General features: G+C 48.9%; 17 protein-coding genes. 8 read left to right on the forward strand and 9 right to left on the reverse strand.

Annotated elements, in window-relative coordinates:
• Positions 1–252 precede the first annotated feature (252 nt).
• Together MDHKLMBL_RS18760 and MDHKLMBL_RS18765 are read left to right on the forward strand one after the other, a co-directional pair.
• Entirely contained in the window at positions 253–738 is a 486-nt protein-coding gene (locus MDHKLMBL_RS18760; RefSeq protein WP_104271980.1) for a hypothetical protein, read from the forward strand.
• A 42-nt stretch (positions 739–780) separates the two neighbouring features.
• Positions 781–1,092, forward strand: a complete 312-nt coding sequence (locus tag MDHKLMBL_RS18765) for a hypothetical protein (RefSeq protein ID WP_104271982.1) — start codon at positions 781–783, stop codon at positions 1,090–1,092.
• 223 nt (positions 1,093–1,315) lie between these two features.
• Here MDHKLMBL_RS18765 and MDHKLMBL_RS20925 read toward each other — a convergent pair whose 3' ends face one another.
• Positions 1,316–1,486 carry a hypothetical protein gene (locus MDHKLMBL_RS20925; RefSeq protein ID WP_158254292.1) on the reverse strand — a complete coding sequence of 57 codons (171 nt, stop codon included), beginning with the start codon at positions 1,484–1,486 and terminating at the stop codon, positions 1,316–1,318.
• Positions 1,487–1,672: 186 nt separating this feature from the next.
• Between MDHKLMBL_RS20925 and MDHKLMBL_RS18770 the strand changes: the two genes are divergently transcribed.
• Complete coding sequence (locus MDHKLMBL_RS18770) at positions 1,673–2,311, forward strand: metallophosphatase domain-containing protein (protein ID WP_104271987.1); 639 nt, start codon at positions 1,673–1,675, stop codon at positions 2,309–2,311.
• Positions 2,312–2,409: 98 nt separating this feature from the next.
• On the opposite strand, the gene MDHKLMBL_RS18775 is transcribed toward MDHKLMBL_RS18770, so the two are convergent.
• From MDHKLMBL_RS18775 to MDHKLMBL_RS18795, 5 genes are all read right to left on the reverse strand, one after another.
• Positions 2,410–4,452 carry an AIPR family protein gene (locus tag MDHKLMBL_RS18775; RefSeq protein WP_104271989.1) on the reverse strand — a complete coding sequence of 681 codons (2,043 nt, stop codon included), beginning with the start codon at positions 4,450–4,452 and terminating at the stop codon, positions 2,410–2,412.
• Positions 4,453–4,463: 11 nt separating this feature from the next.
• On the reverse strand, positions 4,464–5,414 hold the full coding sequence (locus tag MDHKLMBL_RS18780) for a PD-(D/E)XK motif protein (RefSeq protein WP_104271992.1): 951 nt from the start codon (positions 5,412–5,414) through the stop codon (positions 4,464–4,466).
• Entirely contained in the window at positions 5,411–8,125 is a 2,715-nt protein-coding gene (locus tag MDHKLMBL_RS18785; RefSeq protein ID WP_104271995.1) for a Z1 domain-containing protein, read from the reverse strand. Before MDHKLMBL_RS18785 ends, MDHKLMBL_RS18780 begins: the two co-directional genes overlap by 4 nt.
• Complete coding sequence (locus MDHKLMBL_RS18790) at positions 8,118–9,596, reverse strand: ATP-binding protein (RefSeq protein ID WP_104271998.1); 1,479 nt, start codon at positions 9,594–9,596, stop codon at positions 8,118–8,120. The genes MDHKLMBL_RS18785 and MDHKLMBL_RS18790 overlap by 8 nt, the downstream gene beginning before the upstream one ends.
• 85 nt (positions 9,597–9,681) lie before the next feature.
• A complete protein-coding gene (locus MDHKLMBL_RS18795; RefSeq protein ID WP_241956270.1) occupies positions 9,682–11,442 on the reverse strand; it encodes a DNA cytosine methyltransferase in 1,761 nt (586 codons plus the stop codon).
• Between MDHKLMBL_RS18795 and MDHKLMBL_RS18800 the strand changes: the two genes are divergently transcribed.
• The 5 genes from MDHKLMBL_RS18800 to MDHKLMBL_RS18820 all read left to right on the forward strand — a co-directional run bounded on the left by MDHKLMBL_RS18800 (position 11,356) and on the right by MDHKLMBL_RS18820 (position 15,329).
• Entirely contained in the window at positions 11,356–11,787 is a 432-nt protein-coding gene (locus tag MDHKLMBL_RS18800) for a very short patch repair endonuclease (RefSeq protein ID WP_241956273.1), read from the forward strand. The genes MDHKLMBL_RS18795 and MDHKLMBL_RS18800 overlap by 87 nt on opposite strands.
• Before the next feature lie 181 nt (positions 11,788–11,968).
• A complete protein-coding gene (locus tag MDHKLMBL_RS18805) occupies positions 11,969–12,541 on the forward strand; it encodes a hypothetical protein (protein ID WP_104272005.1) in 573 nt (190 codons plus the stop codon).
• Positions 12,542–12,550: 9 nt separating this feature from the next.
• On the forward strand, positions 12,551–12,925 hold the full coding sequence (locus MDHKLMBL_RS18810; protein ID WP_104272007.1) for a hypothetical protein: 375 nt from the start codon (positions 12,551–12,553) through the stop codon (positions 12,923–12,925).
• On the forward strand, positions 12,915–13,586 hold the full coding sequence (locus MDHKLMBL_RS18815; RefSeq protein WP_104272009.1) for a hypothetical protein: 672 nt from the start codon (positions 12,915–12,917) through the stop codon (positions 13,584–13,586). The genes MDHKLMBL_RS18810 and MDHKLMBL_RS18815 overlap by 11 nt, the downstream gene beginning before the upstream one ends.
• Positions 13,587–13,688: 102 nt before the next feature.
• Entirely contained in the window at positions 13,689–15,329 is a 1,641-nt protein-coding gene (locus tag MDHKLMBL_RS18820; protein WP_104272012.1) for an MBL fold metallo-hydrolase, read from the forward strand.
• An 812-nt stretch (positions 15,330–16,141) separates the two neighbouring features.
• Here the strand turns inward: MDHKLMBL_RS18820 and MDHKLMBL_RS18825 are convergent.
• From MDHKLMBL_RS18825 to MDHKLMBL_RS18835, 3 genes are all read right to left on the reverse strand, one after another.
• Positions 16,142–17,125, reverse strand: coding sequence for an AcrVA2 family anti-CRISPR protein (locus tag MDHKLMBL_RS18825; RefSeq protein WP_104272015.1), 984 nt, complete (start codon positions 17,123–17,125; stop codon positions 16,142–16,144).
• A 622-nt stretch (positions 17,126–17,747) separates the two neighbouring features.
• On the reverse strand, positions 17,748–18,443 hold the full coding sequence (locus MDHKLMBL_RS18830) for a hypothetical protein (protein ID WP_104272019.1): 696 nt from the start codon (positions 18,441–18,443) through the stop codon (positions 17,748–17,750).
• Entirely contained in the window at positions 18,436–20,229 is a 1,794-nt protein-coding gene (locus tag MDHKLMBL_RS18835; RefSeq protein ID WP_158254293.1) for an Lcl domain-containing protein, read from the reverse strand. The genes MDHKLMBL_RS18830 and MDHKLMBL_RS18835 overlap by 8 nt, the downstream gene beginning before the upstream one ends.
• Between the last annotated feature and the right edge of the window lie 512 nt (positions 20,230–20,741).

The following is a 20,741-nucleotide window of genomic DNA, read 5'->3' on the forward strand; positions in this document are numbered from 1 at the left end:
CATCACCGTATTCTTGATGGGAGCGAGGAAATACGGGATCCCGGTAAAAATACCAATAGAACCGGCAGCATCACTTTGGCCAGCGATCTGCTATTCGCTACTCCTGTCTGCGACACGGTGTCGCAAAGCTCCAAATTAATCCTTAGTTCATCACCGTTTTCTTGGTAGGAACCAGGAAATACTAATTCTATATGGAGATGAATTGACAAATACGCCTTAATAGTTTATCATATAATAAATCTCGGGGAATCCATGAAAGACTTGAAAGAAATGACTAACGAAGAGCTTTCTCAGCTGATTGCTCAAGCATCCGCGCTGCTAGCCAATAAGTCCAATGACTCAATAGCTCTCGTCAAACCCGAAGCTGAGTCAGATCTAACTGAGCAGTTGGAAAGCAACCCGGAAGAAGGGAAAGCCGAATTTGAACTTGTCCTGAGAGCGAGGGCTTTCAAGGGTTCAAAGAAATGTTGGCTAGCACGACTTGACTACAACGAAAAACATAAGATGGTACGAAGCAGAAGCTTTCTGGATGCTGACCTGGTTGACAGGAAGCAGCAGTCTGCTCGTGTTTGGACCGAGCGAAAACTTTTTAAAGTACAATTGAAGCAGGGAGACTGGCTTGAGTTCTGCCAAACCGGCAGCGCCAAATACGATTCGCGGGAGATAGTCCAGTACAAAGATGGTAAATTTCTTAATCAGCGGGGAGATGAGGTTGAAACAGACTTCGAGCGAATCTAGTCGCATCACTCTCCCCTGCTTGATGAAAGCCGGGGCTTGCTGATGGGTGGTTTTCTGCTGATGGTGACGAAACACCGGGAAGGAGACTTCACTCTCGAGGTCCACAATCTCTTTCGCTATACAGGCTTAAGCGCGATGGCCAGCAGTTTGGCCGATGTTTTGGATGCGGCAGTAATTGAATTGGGTCTTTCAGTGCATGAAGTTGGAAAAGTTCAGATTTCAGCGAGTCCTGGAGAGCGCCTGGATCCAGACGATGGGTGCCATGGAAAGTTCTTTATGGGCCATTTGAAGATTGAGAGCGACCATGAAGGTGTTGGACGAACTTACACTAACAGCAGATGCTGGGGAATATAATGCCATGTCCCTCTGGTGATTATGAGACGGGCATAATGTCGGATAGCGGAAGACGTTGATTCGTGAACGATCGAGGCACCTCGGTGCGCACAGTCTTTACAGATGGTCTTTTTCGCCCTGGCGGCCCCAATGATTTGCCCGCAAACGTAAAGCGTTTGCGAATGTTCTGTGATGTTCCTATGAGCACCTGCACCGCTCTTCCCGAACGCATAACAGACATCTGTTAGTTTGAGCGCTTTTCTGACGGCGGCAATTCCGATATCTTGCCAATATCCTCAGGGGCCAGGTTCTCCATCGTTTCCAAACCTTTTTTGCCGATTTCTCTCAGACGCTCAGGCGTGGGTTTGAACTCAGCCTCAACCGCCCTCTGAGGTCTTTTTTGCCGATCTACCATGTCTTACCTATCCTCGCGCTGACAACTACAAAACACAAAATCAGTATAAACTGAAAGTTACCGCCGAAACGACAGGTCCGCGATTCTGTGCCCTTAGTGCCCTGCACTTGGCCTCGATGAACGTAACAGCCCTGTTTATGCACCATTTGGGTGATTGGATAAAAAAGCGCACATAAGAGGACAACTATGAAGCTGGTCTGTATTTCAGACACGCACAGTTTACACCGTCAGATCCCAGAAATTCCGGACGGTGACGTGCTGATCCATGCTGGCGATTGTCTTGGCCAAGGAACACTGGAGAATATTCAAGAATTCAACCAATGGCTTGGCTCATTGCCCCACGAACACAAGATCGTCATTGCCGGCAACCACGATTGGGCTTTTCAAGAAACTCCAGAGTTGGCGAGAGCGGCGCTGACTAACGCCATATATCTCGAGGATAGTGGGGTGCAGATTTGCGGTATTCGATTCTGGGGATCGCCCTGGACGCCAACATTCATGGACTGGGCATTTATGCTGGACCGTGGCGATCCGCTGTACCAAAAATGGAAGCTAATTCCTGACAACACTGACGTTCTAATCACGCACGGCCCGCCACATGGCATTGGAGACGAAGTGCACCTTGGGTTCAAGGCCCAGAATGTCGGCTGTATTCACCTGTCTGATCGGGTAGCTCAACTGTCCCCCACGATCCACGTCTTTGGCCATATCCACGAGGGGTATGGTGAGTATAAAAGAGGTAACACTCGAATGGTCAATGCCAGCACATGCAACGCACGATATGAACCAAATAACCCGCCGATAGTCTTCAACTTGGAAGTTTGAACCTAAAAGGTCTTTGATCAAAGATCCAATGCTTTAACCCAAAGCTCAAGCTACTTTCTTCTATTGGCAATACAGACCTTCCCTCGGGGCTCGAGCAGTCAGGAATGAAGGAAGTCCTTATACTTCTCTTTAAGTCTGAAAAGCACATTCGCCTGCTTTTCAGAAGGAATCTGTCCTGGTTTTTTCGCAACCCGAAGAATCCCCATCAATGAAGGAGTCGCCTCTCCCTCCTCCATCAACAGCTCCTCCAGCCTCGACCAAACATGTGCAGGAGTCGCCAGAACATCACTCTGAGCCTGAATGCCCTTGTCCAGCGTCTGGGTTTTCCTCGCCTCCTTTTCACTGTCTTGGGCCGCCTCTCGAGAAATCAGCACAGCCCCGAGATCATCCGTTCGGCACTCGATCTGCTTGACCGATTCCCAGAAAGCCTTTCGTTTCGCCAACTCACTAGGGTTACCAACTGGCCTGTTCTCATCAAGCAGTAATCCATTTACTGAGCGGGCCAGCTCCAGAAGTCTACTGGTGAGAATTTCCGGGATTACCTGCCCCCTCCAGATTGCGTCTACGTCCAACTCTTGCTTCTTTTTCGCTATTTCGTGTGACAGCCGAGCAATAGCGTAGGTCACGAGATTTGCACGGTATCCTGCGTACCATGGTTCCTTGAGGATCGCTCTCTCAAGCGCCCGGAATATGCTGGCCCTACTAACCAGTTTCCTGAAAAAAAACTCGTTGAACTTAGTGTCATCCGATTCCCATTGCCCATCTATAAGATCCGCAAACACAGCAAAGTTCTTCTGAGCCCCTTTACTGACCTCATGGGGAAGCTCTTCCCAAGAATTCATGATCTTGGCTACATCCGTTTTTGTCAGAAGCTGGGAGCGGGGATTGATCTTTTGGAACTGTTTTTTCTTGGCTGGAGTGAGGTAAGCCTGAGCGTCGAGGTATTGCCCCCTTGCTCGCTCATAGAACCAGTGTGTTTGTGCCGACTGCCCAGCCTTGACAGGCACCCAGACCCGCCTTGAGATCTCTTCCAATCGAATATGGAATGGATGATTGGAAAAGAGGTCTGCTTCCGAGACTTTATTCTGTGAATTCGCAAACCTTGCGATCTTTGCCACGAGGGAGGACGGATCCTCCTCGGGCAGGACGGTCAACTTAACCTGGATAGAAATTCCGGCCATGTCGGCTTTATCACGAATGGCCGCACTATAGATCGAGGCCGTAGTTTGCCCACCGTTTACAATCTGGAGATCTTCAACTTTTTCTATGAACTGACCACTATCCCCATCTTTGACAACTGCGGCCTTGGCAGTTGCGGTAAGCCCATTATTAAATGCGAAGAAGTTTCCGGGATCGTGAAGAATGGTGTGCCTGATCCCTTTGTTGACCTTTCCCCGATGCTGGAGAAAGCTCCTCACGTTTTGTTCGAGCAGCCGACTACCCCACTTACCATATAGATCTACAAGTAATTGGGCCGGAAAGACTGTAAGAACTGACAATCCCCCATCTCCACCTTTTGGGCGATTAGATACTATGCAGGGTAGAGGCGCATCAGAGAAGTCCACAATCATCTCCTCACGCTCTCTCCGGGAGGACTCCAGCTTGTAGATTCTTCTCAGATCCCAGAGATCGACGGTACATGGGCGGCCATCGAGATCATCAAAGCTCGGGACCGACGCACGTTCTGCAAGGGGACGGTTTGAAAGTACCACGAGCTTCACTCGTGCAATCTCTGGCCAACCATCCCTGATGAATTTTGCTGCAAGGTAGCAGTTGCTGGTTGGCTCAAAATAATCCACCAGATTTCCGCTGATAGCGCGGACCGCGAACCTGGAAAGCTTCTTCACGGCAGACTCAATATCAGCTTTCAATAGACGCCTTGGCTCTTCCGCTGTATCCAGAATCGAAATAAACAGGGAGAGACAGAAATTGTTCTCATCATAGGAGTAGCCATCAAATGCCCAACGACCAGCACCATCGATGCCATCTTCTATAATCGAAAAGTCTTCAAATTCCCCAGCATCCGAAAGAAGCTCAAGAATATAGGACAAATATTCATAGGTAATTACGCTCCCCTCAACGTCTGCTGATGCGTGCAAATGCTCGACAAGTGAAACGTAGTACTCAGTCAATTCGTCCATGGACAACTACCTCAGAAGGAACCAGGCTCGCACCGGAAAACAGATATCTGCTCAAGATCAATTACGTATTGCGCTTTTGTTATAGCTGCGGACACAGTCGAGGGGGTGATTCTCGGGAACTTGGAATGGACACGGTAAAAAGTCGGCTCCCCCACAACAAAACTCATCGATTGATAGTACGGCTCTTCCACATACCCATAAGCCAAGAGCAGCTCATCGAGGAACGGCTCCTGTTTTTCAGAAAGCTTGTCACGCACGGTATCAATAATTTCGGGGAGACTAGTCCCTTTCATTTCAGTGCTCAGAGTGCATGGATAACAAGCTAGGTAAAGGTCCTGTGTGGACTCCAATTGCTGTATCGAGGAAATCTTTATCGTTCGGTCATCAGGGCTGTAGGCCTTGACCTCAACGGCCAGAGACTCATTTTCGCTAAGAAAGTCCTGTGATCTACCCAAAGGTCCCAGCCAGCCATGAATTCCATTTCCATTCTGCCTCAACAACCAGTGGTCGCGGAGGAAGGACAGCTCCGACACCAGGCCAAGACACTGCTGCAAAGAAAGCCGATTTACTCCGGACTCAAAAAGTCTTTGCCAGGATCTTACTCTCCGTCGGAGGATTGCGTGGGTTTCATTAGGTTCCCGTAGCTTTGAACAGCTATCAATCAGATCGAGACAAAGCCGGTGAAATACGGTTGACAGCTCAGACTCTCCAATGACTACACCGATGTAGACCGACCCTTTATCCCCAACCTTTAGTCCCTTGAGTCTTTTCGTCGAACTGAGGTCTGCACCTTCAATGCTGTTCTCATCTTTTTTCGAAACTCGCATGGCAAGACCATATTCACCGCTCTTGGTTTTTATCCAAAACCAGCGGTTTACGCCCTCCTCGCCAACGGAGAGCGTATTGAGCATTCCGGATTGAGGTCTTTCAAGTCGATTCCAGGGAACTTCAGCAACACTCATACCTCTGCTTCCACGGTAATCTCAGCTCCATATTTCTGGAACCAATCAATGTTTACACTCCAGAGAACATCCGGCTGGGGTGCCGAAAGAGGAGGAATTGAAATTGCCCAGCCAAGTACCGTAGTTTCTCTGACTCTGTTCTTCCCGCTCTCGTCAAATTCGCAGGCGTTAATGACATGAAAGATCAACACCGGCTTCTTGTTGGGAGTTCGCCTGGCAGCAGCATCGGGGAGCTTTCCATTTTCATTGAGAGCTGCTTCGTACTCGGTTTTTGTTAGACCGAATGCTTCTACGCCCGGATCCACAATATTCTTGTTTCGTTTCCGGCTCAGCCTCAGCTCATCCTGATTCTTGGGGTTCTTCGGATCATCCTTGACGACAGACCGCATAATTTTCCTGAATTTCCAGCCTGTAGACCCATCCCAATATCCTTCACGCTCCTGTTTGGGCTGGTATACAAATACGTCCCAGAAGGGAAACTCCTCACTCGCGCCCTCTTTTAAAAACTTAATAAAAAGATCGTTTTCTGACCAGAAGCCGCAACTCGGGTGATTCGCCAGCTTATTCAAACAGTCTATTACCGCAGACGCGGGCACATCCTCGAATCCTACGTGTTGCCGATGTACTTCCGGCAAGTCTGATTCCGGAATCCTTCGGTCTTTGATGGAATCCAAAAACTCAACGAATTCCTTTAGATTATCCTCAATTCTCCCTGAATCAGAGTAGACGCAATCTGTCTGAAGTAATCGATCGTCGAACCGCATCCTTGTTGTCATCGTCGTCGCCGTTCGCATCTTGTTTGGTGCGGTAACCATAAGTGCATCGGGAGAAGCCTGGACGCGAAGGCCGAACTCCCTGGGCGTCATCCGCTTCTTCTGCATCTCAGCTGCCTGCTCTCTGAGATTGTCTGAGGCCTCCGAAATATGGGCATACCAATCTAACGACTCGCTGGTAATCCAGAGCTTCAAAAGATCCTGGTAATGATCCCTGTAGCCATACCAGCGGCCCATTTGCATAAGACTGTCGTACATCACCGAGCGACGGTAGAAGTAACTCACGACAAGGCCTTCCAAGGTAAGACCTCGGCTGAGCTTCAGACCGCCCACAGCTATCTGTTTTTCCGGCCCACCATCCTCATAAATGAGCGAGTCGCCAGACTTACTATGCACTGTGACAACAACCGGCTTTTTCATGTCTCCAAGAGAGTCACATACCTCACGCCAAGACTCTTGCCCATCTAGATCCGAATAATGCTTGTTCCAATCATCGAATAGAGCAGCCAGATTCGACGATCTCTCCTGAGGCCTCGGCTTGCGTATGTAGAGCTGAATTGCCCCCCATATCTCATCAAGGTATGCATCAACATGAGGCGAAATGTCCGACTGCACAGATGTCAGCCTGGACATGTTAATTAGCATCGAGTCGTGGGTCTTTTTAATAACACCTTTCTTCCGACGAATGTCTTTCACTGCACTCGCGAGAAGAAAAACCCTGATAGCCTCCTTGAGTGACCCAGGAATTGATTCAACAGCGGTTCCGGATCGGTGCACGAGGGGTAAATGCTCATCGGCATCATTGATAACTTCGCAAATCTTCTCTGATCGATCGTCGTTCCTGAAGAAGAATCTCGCGCCGCAGTAATTATTTGGCGGCTCAAGAGCCACAAGAAAGTCTTTTGGGAACAGATCATCAGTATCAGAGGTGTCACCCTCTGAATCGGGATGGATAAAAATATTGGCAAACGGGGTGGCCGTGTAAGCGACGTAACTTATTTTTTTACAGGAATGGATCACTTCCCTGATAAGTCGATTTATTGTTTTTGGATCTTCATCGGCCTCACCAGTATTCACCGAGGCATTATCGGCTTCATCATCAATCAAAAGTACTGGTTCTGAGATCATTTTTTCGTTGCTATTAACGTCTGATCTTAACCAATGCACCAAGCGCTCAAGCATGAACTTGTTCTTCTTGGTAACTGCGAGAATGGGGCCATTGATTCCCGATATTCTGTAGCGTGGATTCGTTTTGATGTCATCATTCTGATCGGTAATACAGAATGGCAACTCGGCTCCAACCTTGCGCCCTACGCCAATGGTTCTCGTTTTAGCGTCCTTACCACCACTTCCCGCATGTGAGATGCTCCCGACAAAGTCCTCGTCGAGCCGCTCCTGGGTTTGCTGCCTGAGATCCTCAACGGTACCGGTAAGGACTATAATCAGCTTGTACCCGACATCTGCCGCTTTATTTATAAGGGCAGTGTAGTTGTTGGTTTTTCCAGCTTGAACGTCGCCAATTACCATACCGCGACGACGAAAGGGCTTCTCGGAGAGGGGGTCGCCTATTAGCCCCAGGATGCGATTGGTATCTGAATGCGTTCGCCTGAGAACATTGCCGGGTATACCCTTCGTATTGAAATAGTCCGCATATCGACTCCAGAATTTCCATTCTGTGTCTGCAATTCTGTCCTCAGTAAGCCACTCTTTCTGGTCTTCCGGGTCAATGAGAATTGAGGCTTCGCCAACAGTGATTGCGATCCTCCTTCGCACCTCGGCTTCGATCTCTTCAACAGTCTGTTCATCAAGGTTAAGGTCTTCAGCAAAGTCGGACAGTTGTTCGTCCAGCCAATCCTTGGTTACATCGCCGGGGATGTCATGGGAGTCCTTTTCTATCTGAGTGGCAACCATCTCTATTTTTTTTGCAGTCTTACTCATGTTCCCCGCTCTCGACTCGTCCAATTAATTTTTTGATCGCCTCATAAGAGAAGCCAAAATTACTATCGCTCGCGATCGAGTTTGCAATGATCTCCTCATCAATACCGGCATTCAGTAGACTCGCGACCATCTCCTGCAACTCGGCCTCATCATCAGAATGGCCAACTTTAATATCGTCAGAGGAGAGGTCGTTTTTTATCAGTTCGACTGGCAAGGACTCCTCTATCAGAGACAGCAAAGCTGCTTCACCCGGCGTTCGTGCTGACTTTCCCAGCAAACCCTTTACTAATGAATGATTCCGGTCAATTCGATAGCGAATCTGGCTCCTATCCCGGTCGTAGACCCTCTCCCATATCGGGTGAAGATCCAGTGAAGGCATCCTGGCCCTCTTGGTGAACGTCGAGTTCGATTTCTGGCACACGTTTCGAACGACGCGTTTTAGCTGGTCCCGAAGCGTCGCGGGCAGCTCCACTCGGGATTTCTTAACGTCGAGACTCCAAAGTTCGTCAGAGTCATTGTCAAAATCAACTTGTACCCGAGCCAGCTTGTTTGCTTCTGATGTCTTGATCAGCCTTTGCCATCCACCGTGGAGGATCAGCCGTCCCGCACGATAGACGTACAGGCCTTGACCCGAGTGGTAATCGCCATTCTTCGATATCGAGTTCAAGTGGTTATGACTTAGCTTTGAGGGGTGAGGTAGGAGGTAGCTTCTCACCCTGATTCGGTGGTTACTTACTCGAAGTTGTTCGTCGGAAAGAAGCGTAGAAGCAGGGGCCTCTTGGGGTGGGCGGACACCGAAGGGATCCATCGGAGAAACGGCATTATCATTTACGGACATCTTTACACGCTTCACTTCGTCGCCAGATACAAAACGATGAAACGTCAAACCAAGATGCTCTTTAACCTCTACTATGCGCCTCTCGAAAAACGTCTGAGCATTGACGGATGTCGAATCCATGACCCGATCCAAATCATCCCAAACTACAGCAGTACCAGCCTCAAACAGGTAGTCAATTTCTTCCAGAATCTGTTTGCAATGGTCCTCTGGTAAAACCTCCACCGCCCAGATGTTTTCCTTCTCGACCAGCGACAGATTCCATCTTAGGCCATACCACTCAGTCGCAGGATGATTACGCGATATGACTGACAGGTTTTTGCATTGAGAAAAAGACGCCGTTTTAAGTCCGAGCCCAAATCGACCCAAGTCTGTTTTGGATCGAGTGGCCTTCGAACTCAGGCCACCTAACCGCATGGCATCTGCCAGCTCCCCAGGCGACATCCCTTTCCCATCATCCTTGATCGCTAGCCTCGGAGAACCGTTGCCCCAATCAGCGAAGATGTCTATCTGTGAGGCTCCAGCGGAAATCGAGTTGTCGATTACATCTGCAACTGCTGAATCCAGCGAATACCCAATGCTTCGCAAACTATCCAGAAAAGGCCCAGCCTCCGGGGCTAAGGGTATACGATCCATATATCCGCCTTCCAAGTTAGGCGCTTAAAAACACTTTTGTTCGCACTGAAGAAACGCCCGATTTGCTTATCACCCTACCTAACTGTCAGGACCTCAGCAAATCATAGACAACACCCGCAATTTTTCTAGCCAGCAAGGGCGGCACAGCGTTACCGACTTGAACATATTGCTCAGTCCGGTTCCCCTCAAAGTAATAATTGTCTGGAAATGTCTGGATTCTTGCAGCTTCCCGTACTGTGAGGCTTCGACACTGCGAAGGGTCATAATGAATGAAGTAGTGACCGTCCTTTGCTATATGACTGGTTACGGTGCTGGGGGTGCGCGTTCGAGCCTGGACCTTGAACCGGTCTACAAAATGCCCCGACTTCCAGTTCCTGTGGGCCGGAACGAGCGATTCCGGAAAATCCTTTGCTGTTGGTGAAGCACCTGAATTCAGCATCGCGAATGAGCTGGCAAACAGATAACGAAAAATATCTGCCGGCATGTGACTACGCGCATTGTGGTTAAGACATCCGTGCAGGCGCGGATCTGAAAACCAATTTTCCAGCGGATTGCTTTCGATAAGCCCTGCATCTTTACTTGTAGAGCTTACGAAATTTCCGCCTTGAGAAAGCTCCGAGGACTCAGTTCCATTCAAAGGAAACCCCTCGGGTAAGTCATACCCTTTTGCCAGCAGTTCACGGCGAACTGCGTCAGCTGCCTGTCGCAGGTTCTCACGCCAGGCGTCGAACGTATTGGCCACTTTCGTAAGGCCGCTACGCAGCTGCGGAAGGTCTCCAATGGCATCTTGAGTTGTGAGACCTGGCCCAACCTCCGGCAGCACTACAGACGGCGACTGCCTCTTCAGAACATCTCTGCGAACACCCAGAAGAATTACTCGATGCCTGGTTTGAGGCACCCCATATTCCTCGGCCCTTATGAGGTAGTCAGCGCTTGAGGAGTACGAACGGTCACCAAGAGCGTCTGCCTCAGGAAGGGGCGCGACAAGAGAAAAGATCTCATACTCAGAACCTTGTAAGTCGCCAACGACTTTCCCGGGATTTTTCAAATCCTTGAGTATGGCATCGAAGATCAGCTTTCCGTGGATTTTTGCACTGAGGATGCCGCGAACGTTTTCCATAACAAAAACTTCCGGCTGAACCTCATCCAGGATCTCCAAGTATTCCTTGTACAGAAAATGTCTTCCATCAGTCTCAGGGGTGTAGCCATCTATACCCTTGTTGCGGGCTCTGCCTACCACACTGTATGCCTGACAGGGAGGCCCTCCAATAACGACTCTCGGCCCATCATGGTAACGAGTGGCCCTTTTTACTCTGCGAACGATTTCTTTGTGATGTTTTTCGTCACCCAGCGTTCTGGGACCACCCAAAGTCTCAGCTTCTGCCGCCTCACTTTCAGCCTTAAATTGCCTGAACAGTTCCTGCCTAAGCTCCGGTTCTCCAGACCTTACGTAGTCGTAGTATTCGTCAGGAGCGCGGTCGAACTGGCGAAAAAAGGCCCGGAGCGTTAACGTCTTATGTGCACTGGCGTCACGCTCCACAGAAGCAGCAAGCTTAAAGGGTCGACGACCGGAATCAGAAAAGGACGAGAATCCCTCGCCGAGCCCTCCGGGCCCAGCAAAAAGGTCAACTATCAATATGTTAGAACTCATTTCGACCCATTTTGTGTGCGTAAAGCGCCTAGGATACCACCACCACTCAACAAAACCAGGGTGTGATTCATGACTGACATTGTCGACACAGCTGTTCGCTCTAGGATGATGTCCAAAATCAAAGGAAAAAACACAAAGCCGGAAAAGATGGTGCGTTCGGCTCTGCATGCGGAAGGATATCGGTTCAGGTTGCACAGGAAGGACTTACCGGGGAATCCGGATATAGTTCTTCCGAAGTATCGGGCCGCTATATACGTTAATGGTTGCTTTTGGCATGGCCACGAATGCCCTTTGTTTAAATGGCCAAAAACACGCGAGGAGTTTTGGAAAACGAAAATCTTAGAAAACATGCATAGAGACCAAAAAAACTATCAGAAAATCATAAGTATGGGGTGGAGGGTCTGCGTTGTCTGGGAATGCTCTATTCGATCAAGATCGAATGAAACACAAAACGCAAGTATGCAGAGGTTAACTGAATGGCTGAATGTAGGAAGCTCTTTCTACGAAATCCAAGGTTTGGGCCATAGGAACGAAGTTTAATGGCGAGCAAGCCCTTTCCGTCTACATAACCCCCTCCTCCGAGTGAAGGCTTTAATCAATACTTCTATGTTTGTTAGTGACTTGGGAAGGTTTCTTCCAGTACCCTTACAAGTACGCTTTTTTAGTTTGCTAGCTACCGTGGCTGGGCAAACGACTTTTAAACAACTTTTGAAATCTACTGATGCTGCAACTATTCAATAAATTAAGCCTCGCTTTTGGCCATGTAACAGGTTTCCTGTCTCTCGGCATATTCTTCATCGCCACTGCCGCAATCGCCGTATCAAGCTATGTGCTGCTGGTCTCAGCGCCTTTCGAATATAGTGACGGGCAGGATGATATTGCGTTGGCTGATTTGATCGCTCTGGCGCTGCTTGCCTTGGCCACTTGGCGTTATTTCCGTCGCGGAAGAGAGAGTCAAACACCACTGTGGCCTCTTCTGAAAAGGCTCGCCTTTATCCTCACTTTTGTTACGTTGCTCCTGCTTTCTGCACTGGGGATCATGGCTTCTATTTTGTTTGTGGAACCTGATTTGGCTAATGAACAGCTCGCCGGTGGAGCGGACGATCTGATGCTGTATGGGGTTTTCAGTATCTTCATTGTCGCGATTTACGGTGCTACGCCCTTGCCTCCACTGTCCTATCAAACGGATCCGGAAGGAAACCCGATGCCCGGGCGACAAGAAGCCAAGAACTCAGGCAACAGTTCAGAGCCAGAGCCACCAACTCTTAATCCCTCAGCTGAGAATAACTTGTAAGGACGCAATGTGACATTAAGATACGCGATTCTGGGCCTATCAATATTAACCGCTCCCCAAGTCCTTTTCGCCAAAGAAGGACCGTTCCAGTACCGAGATGCCAGCCTATTGATCCAATCATGCCAGGAAGCGGTTGACGTTTTTTCATCGCATGAAAAAACAGGCTACCTGGCCGCTTACAGAACATCTCTTTCCGAGGCTCTTCGTGCCGGCTACTGCATTGGTGTCCTGGAGCAATTCTCGGACGCTTACAGCGAATATTGCTTAGGTAATGCGGGTTGGTTTGAAAATGCCAAGCGAATAGCGTCGCTGAATCTGAATCAGCAAGAATCTGCGACGACAACCACGATGGATATTCTTGAAGAGCACGCGTGTGGATACTGAGGGGCTTTCAATCCCGGAAGCCATCCGCAGGCTCTTTGGCGTAGACGTGGCGAAAGAAAGCCCTTTGTTAAAGAACAAGGCCATGTCTTTTGTCCGCAACAAACTCATTGCGGTTCGCAAGGAACCAAAGGTCGATCGAAAGGCAGTCTACCTAAAAGCTGACCAGGGTTATGCTCTTCACAATGCCTTGATCTTGAATGCGGTGTTTCCTAACCCGAAAGACGTGAAAAGGATCTTTGAGGATGAGCGGTACCGTACTGATTGTGCTGCGGTCGTAGGACGCTTGCTGACTGATCGCGGATCAGTATTGGGCGAGGCACTTCAGTCAGGCTCGTCAGACAAGATGGCCTCATTTCTTGCAGATATCGCACGCGACTTACGTCAAGAATGGATGCCGAACCCCTTTCAAGTGCTGCCCCAAGTGGCACTTGGGGAGAACACCACTCTCCTCCACGCCCTCCTCGCTCAGGCCGCGTCTTTGGAACCTGCGGACTCGTTTCTTCTTGCCTACATGAACGGGGACTGGGAAGCCGCGCAGAAACTGTCTTCTCAGATAAGCTCTGGCACCCCTGAGCTGCTCGCCATCAAAACTGAAATAGATCGTAAACTGAATGAAGCCCACGAATTCAGTGAGTTACTAAACTTTTTCCGAAAAAAATGAAAATTTTTCCTCTTAGGGGTTGGTAGTGCACTGCACTGACTGATTCTGATCACAGGGCTTAAAGCCCGCTTTGATCAACCCAATCGTATTGAGGAAAAAATTATGAAGGTCAAATTTGTCGGTGCAATTGATGGTGTAACTGGCTCCTGTTCCTGGCTCAAGCATGAAGCGTCAAACACCCAGTTATTGGTGGACTGCGGAATGCATCAAGGCACCCACGACACCCAATTCAAAAATCATGAACGATTTCCTTTCCGCCCCGCCGAGATTAAGTACGTCTTGCTGACGCATGCCCACATTGATCACTGTGGCCTGCTGCCTCGCTTGGTCAAAGAGGGTTTCCGTGGTCACGTGTATTGCACTTCAGCGACGCGAGATGTGGCAAAGCTCCTTCTCGCAGATTCAGCCCGGCAGCAGAACAACGACTACAAACAACACCACGTTGATCAAATTAAGTGGCATGCGATAGACCAGGACGACTTTTCGTGGAGAAAGATGCTGCGACTGGCCGATGGGCTCAGTGTCAATTTTATGCGCAGCAGTCACGTACTTGGTGCCGCGATGGTTTCGGTCGCATGGCAGACAAGCGAAACAGATGGGAGCGGCAAACCCCTCTTGAAAAGCATATGTTTCAGCGGGGACATTGGGTGTCAGGATAAAACTAATTGCTACCTTCCCCTGATGAAGGATGGCTTCGAACCCTTCCCGAACGCCGATTACTTGGTTGTCGAGTCAACATATGGCGCAACCGTGCGGAATCCAGAGCACAAAGTTGCTCAGAATAGATTGGCTGCTCTGTCGGATGCTGTAGAACGAACAGTTTTCGGCAAAGGTGGGAAAATTTTTATTCCGAGCTTTTCGTTTCACCGGGCTCAGGAAATTATCACGGACTTCATCTGGCTGGCTGAGGAAGAGGCTTCCGAAATTGAACCTATGTTTCACGAGCGCCGCCCACTTAGAGTGGCGCTCCACAGTGCTCTGGCTACAAAGCTCTGCAAAGTCTTCGGGAAATATTTAAGTGCCCGTATTTCATCCGGAAAATACCAGTACTTGAATAATGAGCTTCCTGAACGGATCGGCATGAATGGCGATCAACTCGCCAAAGTTTTTACGGAACTGGGAGCTGGCCGTAAGGTCGCCCTGCCCGGCCTCGAGGTAGAGCCGGTTTCCGGGGGTTCACAAGACGGTGATAGGGCAAGCGACTGGGCCGATGTCATCATTGCAAGTGCAGGAATGTGTGACCATGGTCCAGCCAAACATCACTTGGAGGAACTTGGGAAGGATTCCAAAAACACTCTGATCACCACAGGTTTCATGTCGGCAGGATCAGCCGGCAAAAGATTTATTTCTAAAGCACTGGATCCTATGAGTGACCATACCGGAGCCGACGTCGTTGAGATGTCTCACTACTACTCGGCACATGGGGATCAAACAAAACTGCTTGATCACATCTTCAATCTCGAGGGCTACACCGCATCAATGAGAGAGACGGTTATTTTCATCAATCATGGAGAAGATAACGGCAAAACGGCCTTCAAGGAAGCCATCGCGAATCGAGCCCGCGAAATTAAGCCAAACGATCGCCGGATCTCTGAAATTCAGTTAGCCAATGGGCAATGGTTTAACCTGGATACCGGACGCTATGAGGACGGGCCGAGACCGGAAGAGGAGCTTAAGAAAGCAATGCTCGAAAAGGGGCTCAGTGCAGATGACGTGAAGAAGTTGATCGAGCATGTCTCATAGACTTCTGCGCTGACTTATCTTGGAGCACCGTGAAGCATAGCTGCGCGGTGCAAATCCCCACTCAGCGATTGGGGTTGCGAGCAATCACGTACAGAGACAGGGAATATCAGAGAAGGCTTTGAGGCGCTATCTTCACGAAATCTTTTATCTCTCCATAGCTCAGGGTTACCGATGGGAAATGTGCTCATCCTTGAGCGAAGCCGCCCAAGGGGCGGTCCACAATACAAGTCGAAACTGAAGCAAAACTGCCATCACGATCGGACTTGGTCTTTCAAAGCCGCCCACAGGGCGGTAAATAACATCTGTCGAAATCGGAGCATCCTACTCGCAACATCCTCGATGCATTCTCTAAGCCGCCCAAAGGGCGGTTTACGGTACAAGTCGAAATCAAAGAAAAGTGCCTTCAAAATCGGACCTGGTCTTTCAAAGCCGCCCACAGGGCGGTAAATAACATCTGTTGAAATTGGAGCATCCTGCTCGCAACGTCCTAGATGCGTTTTCTAAGCCGCCCAAGGGGCGGTTAACGATACAAGTCGAAATCAAAGCAAAAGTGGCTTCAAGATCAGACTCGGTCTTTCAAAGCCGCCCATAGGGCGGTGAACAAAGGTTGAAACATCACGGCTACCTCAACCTTATCGACTATTATAGCGAGTCAAACTATAAAGTCAATAACTTTTTGATTTAATTGCTTTTTTGTCAACCTTTTTAGGTTGACAGCGGCATTTAACAAAAAGAACCTCGTACTCTTTCATTGAGACGGCAAACCTCCTCATGCATCCGATCACCACGACTCAATCAACTTCAGCTGACCATCAGGGAGTAGAGGTTTCTTCTTCATAAACCTTCCATCCAACAACCACAGGCGGAAGCCACTTAAACGAAAATTTTCGTTCGCCATCACGGGGTCCCGACCAATAGCCATGCCAATGCGCTCGTCGAAGATGCGGCCGAAAATTGCGTTCCACAGCTTGCTTGTTGCACCCCCTGCGAAGAATATCGCCCGTGTGCTGACCAACGGACCAAATCCGCGGTTTTGCAGGCGGAAAGAGTCGCCATCCTCTTTTGGTGCGCTTGGCCTTAGGCAAACACACTCCGTGATCGGGAAAATTTCTGTCTTTTAGTTCGGGCTCCTCACTGCAAAGATATAAGACCATCGATAAAAGAGGTTGGATTGCTAAAGTGCAGGTACGAATGAACTCCGCCCTACCGCTACTGAACATCAACCCCATCTGCATGGCCTCTTTTTCCGCCTCGCGGGCCCAACGTGAAATGGCTTCATCGATCGTCCAAGGCCCGATGTGGAGTATCTGGGGTATCAGCCCTTTTTCAGTATCCAGAAGAAATCGAAGTTCGGGGCGAGCATCGTTAATATCGTGCTCGACATGGGCCCAGAATCCGTAGAGGGTAGCCCCGCACCATTCTTGCCGGGGAGTCTCCACGTAAACACACCATTCAGGTAGTCGCAGTAAGAGATCTGTCGGAATCTTGCCGTCCAGACGTGTTTCTGTAAGAGCTTCCGCTAGGTATTCATCAAAGCGATATATACCCTGGGTATAACGCCACGTTCCAATCGCTGCGAGCCTTGAAGCATCGGAGGCTGCCTGAAGCATTTCAACGCTACCAAATTCTGCGCCTTCTGAGGCTATTGCAACCCAGGCCGCCATTGGTAGGAAACACCAAGAAGGCCAATTCGGGAGATCGGTGCCTTTTGCTTGACGAAAGATATCGACGTTATGCCAGATCTTCCCGAACTGCCTTGACGTTTGATTGAGATGAGCAAGGGGGCGCAAAGTCATTGGCTAACCCTCCGAACCATTGGATCAGAGGGAGATTCGACAGAAGTGCGAAAGCCAACAGTTTGGTCCGTCGACTCCAAATTATGCGATGAGGTGCAACTAAAGAGGTACTGCGTTACTGAGCTAATTTCTGCGTAAAATTTCAAATTCGGTTTCCAGCTTTAGAGTAATGCTAATAAAACGTTCTAAAACAATCAATTAGAAACCTAGTATATTGGACAAAAAATTGTTAGGAATTGTAAAAATCAAACGGTCCCGGTTCTGATACTTTTCCGGTCAAACCCTTTTTCTGGAACCGAAGCTGGGTGTCTTTCGGTCAATTACAACTAACACACTGTCGGCGTTTTCACCTGTGGAGTATGTTCGAGAATGGCTTGAGACCAATGCAAGCGGAAGTCTTTAAAAAGCGATTATTAATGTTCGCATTTGTTTAGGTGCTGTCCGGGATGCGGGATGGTCGCAAAGCGAACGTTAAGATCCGAGTCGCAAATTCCCCGTTTGAGGCTCGGGTGCGCCATTCGTACTGGGGTAAGTCCGAAGGTGTTATGCCCGGACGCATACAGAGCGCCTGCGGAAACAATCAAGCCGCAGGCGGGTGCTGATTTGTCCAGAAAGTTTAGGATCAGTTCGTTTCAGTGTCGCTGGCAATACACCGAACAGTTTCGCCAACGATTTTGTTCAAACAACCACCGATGGCAAACGTCATGTACTTCTTTTTTTGATCTTCGCCAGCAAGTTTGCGAAGTAATGATTCGTCGCTAGTGGCGTAGGCCTTCTCAACCTGTTTTTTGAATTGGCCAGAAACGTATTTTTGAAGACCTTCAGATGGGCCTGACCGATCAAACATGATGCGAAACTTAATTGGTAGATTGGTCGATGTTTGATCCAGAACGAATTCGCCTTTTGGTTGCCAGACCATGTAATAGGCTCCTGATCCTGCATCCATGAATTCAGGTGGATAAAAGTCCAGCATGCCGTACTCCATTCGGTAGCGAGAAGGGATATCAAGATCTTCAATCCTTTGCTTTGCCTCCTCAATAAATACCTTCATTGCGGCAGATCGTTTTTTTGCAACGAGCAAAGGGTTCCTCTCAAATTCCTCGCCGGATAGAGGGTGAAGGTGATTGGCAAAGATTGTACTCAGGGGAGCCGTTGATGATGGTCCATGGTATTTCACCATATGTGCCAGCACATCAATTTCTGTAGGGACTGCGTAATGTTTGCTGCCTCCCTGACTTTTTGAACCACCGGTGGTCGCCATGCATCCACTTAGGAACAGGATTAGGATCGCAGTGAAGCGGAACTTAAACTTACCCATTGTTAGCCTCCACCCCATAAGATCGTTTGCATTCGTTCATGAGTTCGGTCGCTGACATGCTGTCATTCTTGTCAGCTTGTTCACGCCAATAGCTTTCAAAGCTTCCCCTTGGCACGTCTTGTCCAGGCTGTGGTTTTCTTCCATCTACGTAGGCATCATTGACCAGGCTCTGATAGAAATCCCTTGTGGGTGTGAGCGAATTGGTGCCAACCAACTGATGATATTGACGACCACCAAGGCTCGGTGACTTCTGGTAGAAGTCCTCTTCAGCTTTGAAGATATACACTGACAGACAAAGCAGCTCAGCATCTGCGAACTGACCCCTAACAGGACGGATGTAACCACCAGAAACACGATTTTGAGTAAGTTGGTCTTGATCCGCTCTGTAATCGGAAAAGGAGACTACTTGGCCTTTATTTGAGTAATAGAAGTATTTGTATTGAATGTCTTTTTGAGGGATTTTATCTGAGTTTGGAAACACGACAGAATCCAGGAGGATTTTGTCTCCCTTCTCCCGGATTGATCGAAGTTCACCATCGAAGGGTAGACGCCACTCCCCTTCCAAATTCAGAGCATTAGGGGACTGCTTTGCAGCAATAAACGTTGGAGTTCCCTGGCAGGTTTGCTGTACTGCATTCCATTCTTGACCAGAAGCGCAGCGGGCCCAGGTCAGACCTGTTGAGAGATGATAGACAGCGCTGCCATCTCCGACGGCCTCAAATCCTCGTTCAATCAGTTCATCCTTGGACTCGGCAACCTTAATCGCCACCAAACGGTCTCTGACAATCGTTGCACGCTCACTGTTGGGAAAACGTGACAAATAGCTTTTGATGCCACTCATGTTGGTTGCTGAAGAGAACATCACCTGTTCGAGTTGCTTTTCGACCTCAGCAGCCCTATCACCTTCTGGAAGCTCTGATAGATATTTCTCCATGCCTTGAACATTTGTTGCACCTGAGGCAAGCAAAGATTCAATTTTGCTGGAAATCTCCTGTGAATGACGCCCCTCTGGGAATCTTTCCAGGTAATTTTTCATGCCTTCCAGGTCATTGGCTTGGTCATACATGTAGGTTTCAAGTTTTTGCTCCACCTCAGACGCACGCTTACCATTGGGCATAACCGACAGGTACGTTTCCATGCCCTCCCGATCTGTTGCCATTTCAAACAACTGATCTTCTTTCAGGCGATTGAAGTACTGCTGACTAATGTCCTTAGCGGTGTAATTCATCAATCGAACGTGATGTTTTGCGATGGGAGCCGTAAGGCTCAAACGACCAATCCCGAAATCCACCGACCAATGCGGTTGCGCGAAGGGTTTCGTTGTCATTTTGGGCATGGCCCATTCGCGATCCGATGGGGTGTTCGGGAAAAAATCTTGGTTGATCGTTGGTTTCTTCGAGGTCGATTCGCATTTGTAGAAGGTGTAGGCGTAACCTCTCAGTTCTTCAGGATAAAGAAGGTAAGATGGTTGTGTGCTTCCACACTCAACAAGACTTCGATACTCGGCAGGATCAGCAATGCCCCAACTTGGATTTGAGTTGAGAAGTCTGTTCACTTCGTCGTAGTTAAACTCTCGCGGTTGTCCCACGCAGGTTCTTCTGCCGGAGTCCCATGTCATGCCTTCAACACAGCGTTTCCATCGAATCCCTGTATTCCAGTCATCAACGTACTGCCCATTTCCGGCAATGTTGAATCGGCCTGAAGGCTCATATACTTCCTGTGCCATAGTGTGAGCGTGAATCACGAAGAAAAACGCAAATACGAAGAGCTGGACCAAATTCTTCATACGCATCCTTAGGTGTAAGTTTTTACTGGGTTTGAAAAACAGAATAGTCAGGGTCATCAAAAAGTAAAAAAGGGACTCCGTTGAGTTCCAAGTTCTTGTCTTGCCATACTGTAAGCATCTCGGTTTTAGTTGCGCCGCTGATTAGAGTTCTTTGCCCGTTGGAATTTCACCAAGCTATCACATCCAGTCAAGTCTTCCGGTGAATCTTCGTTGCGGAACCGTTCGCTTTTGTTTAGCTGAGGTCCGTGAGTAGCCTTGGTCGCAAAGCGGACATCCGGGTAAGGCGGTCAATGCCAATGGGATGGTATCCGTTTGGGGGCTGAGGTGTGTCATCTGTATCGGGGTAAGTCCACCTGACTATAGAAGGTGTCTATTGTTCGTCGGTAACTCAGGTGTCAACAACAGTGAGTTTTGACCGATTTTTATCAGTTTAGATTGTCCGGTTTTCATCAGTTTTCAGTGACCGCTTTTTGAGTGTCCGGGTCGTCAGATTCCTCCTGTTGTTGAGTAGT

The organism is Marinobacter flavimaris, from assembly GCF_002933295.1.
In the GTDB taxonomy this organism is placed as follows: Bacteria; Pseudomonadota; Gammaproteobacteria; order Pseudomonadales; family Oleiphilaceae; genus Marinobacter; species Marinobacter flavimaris.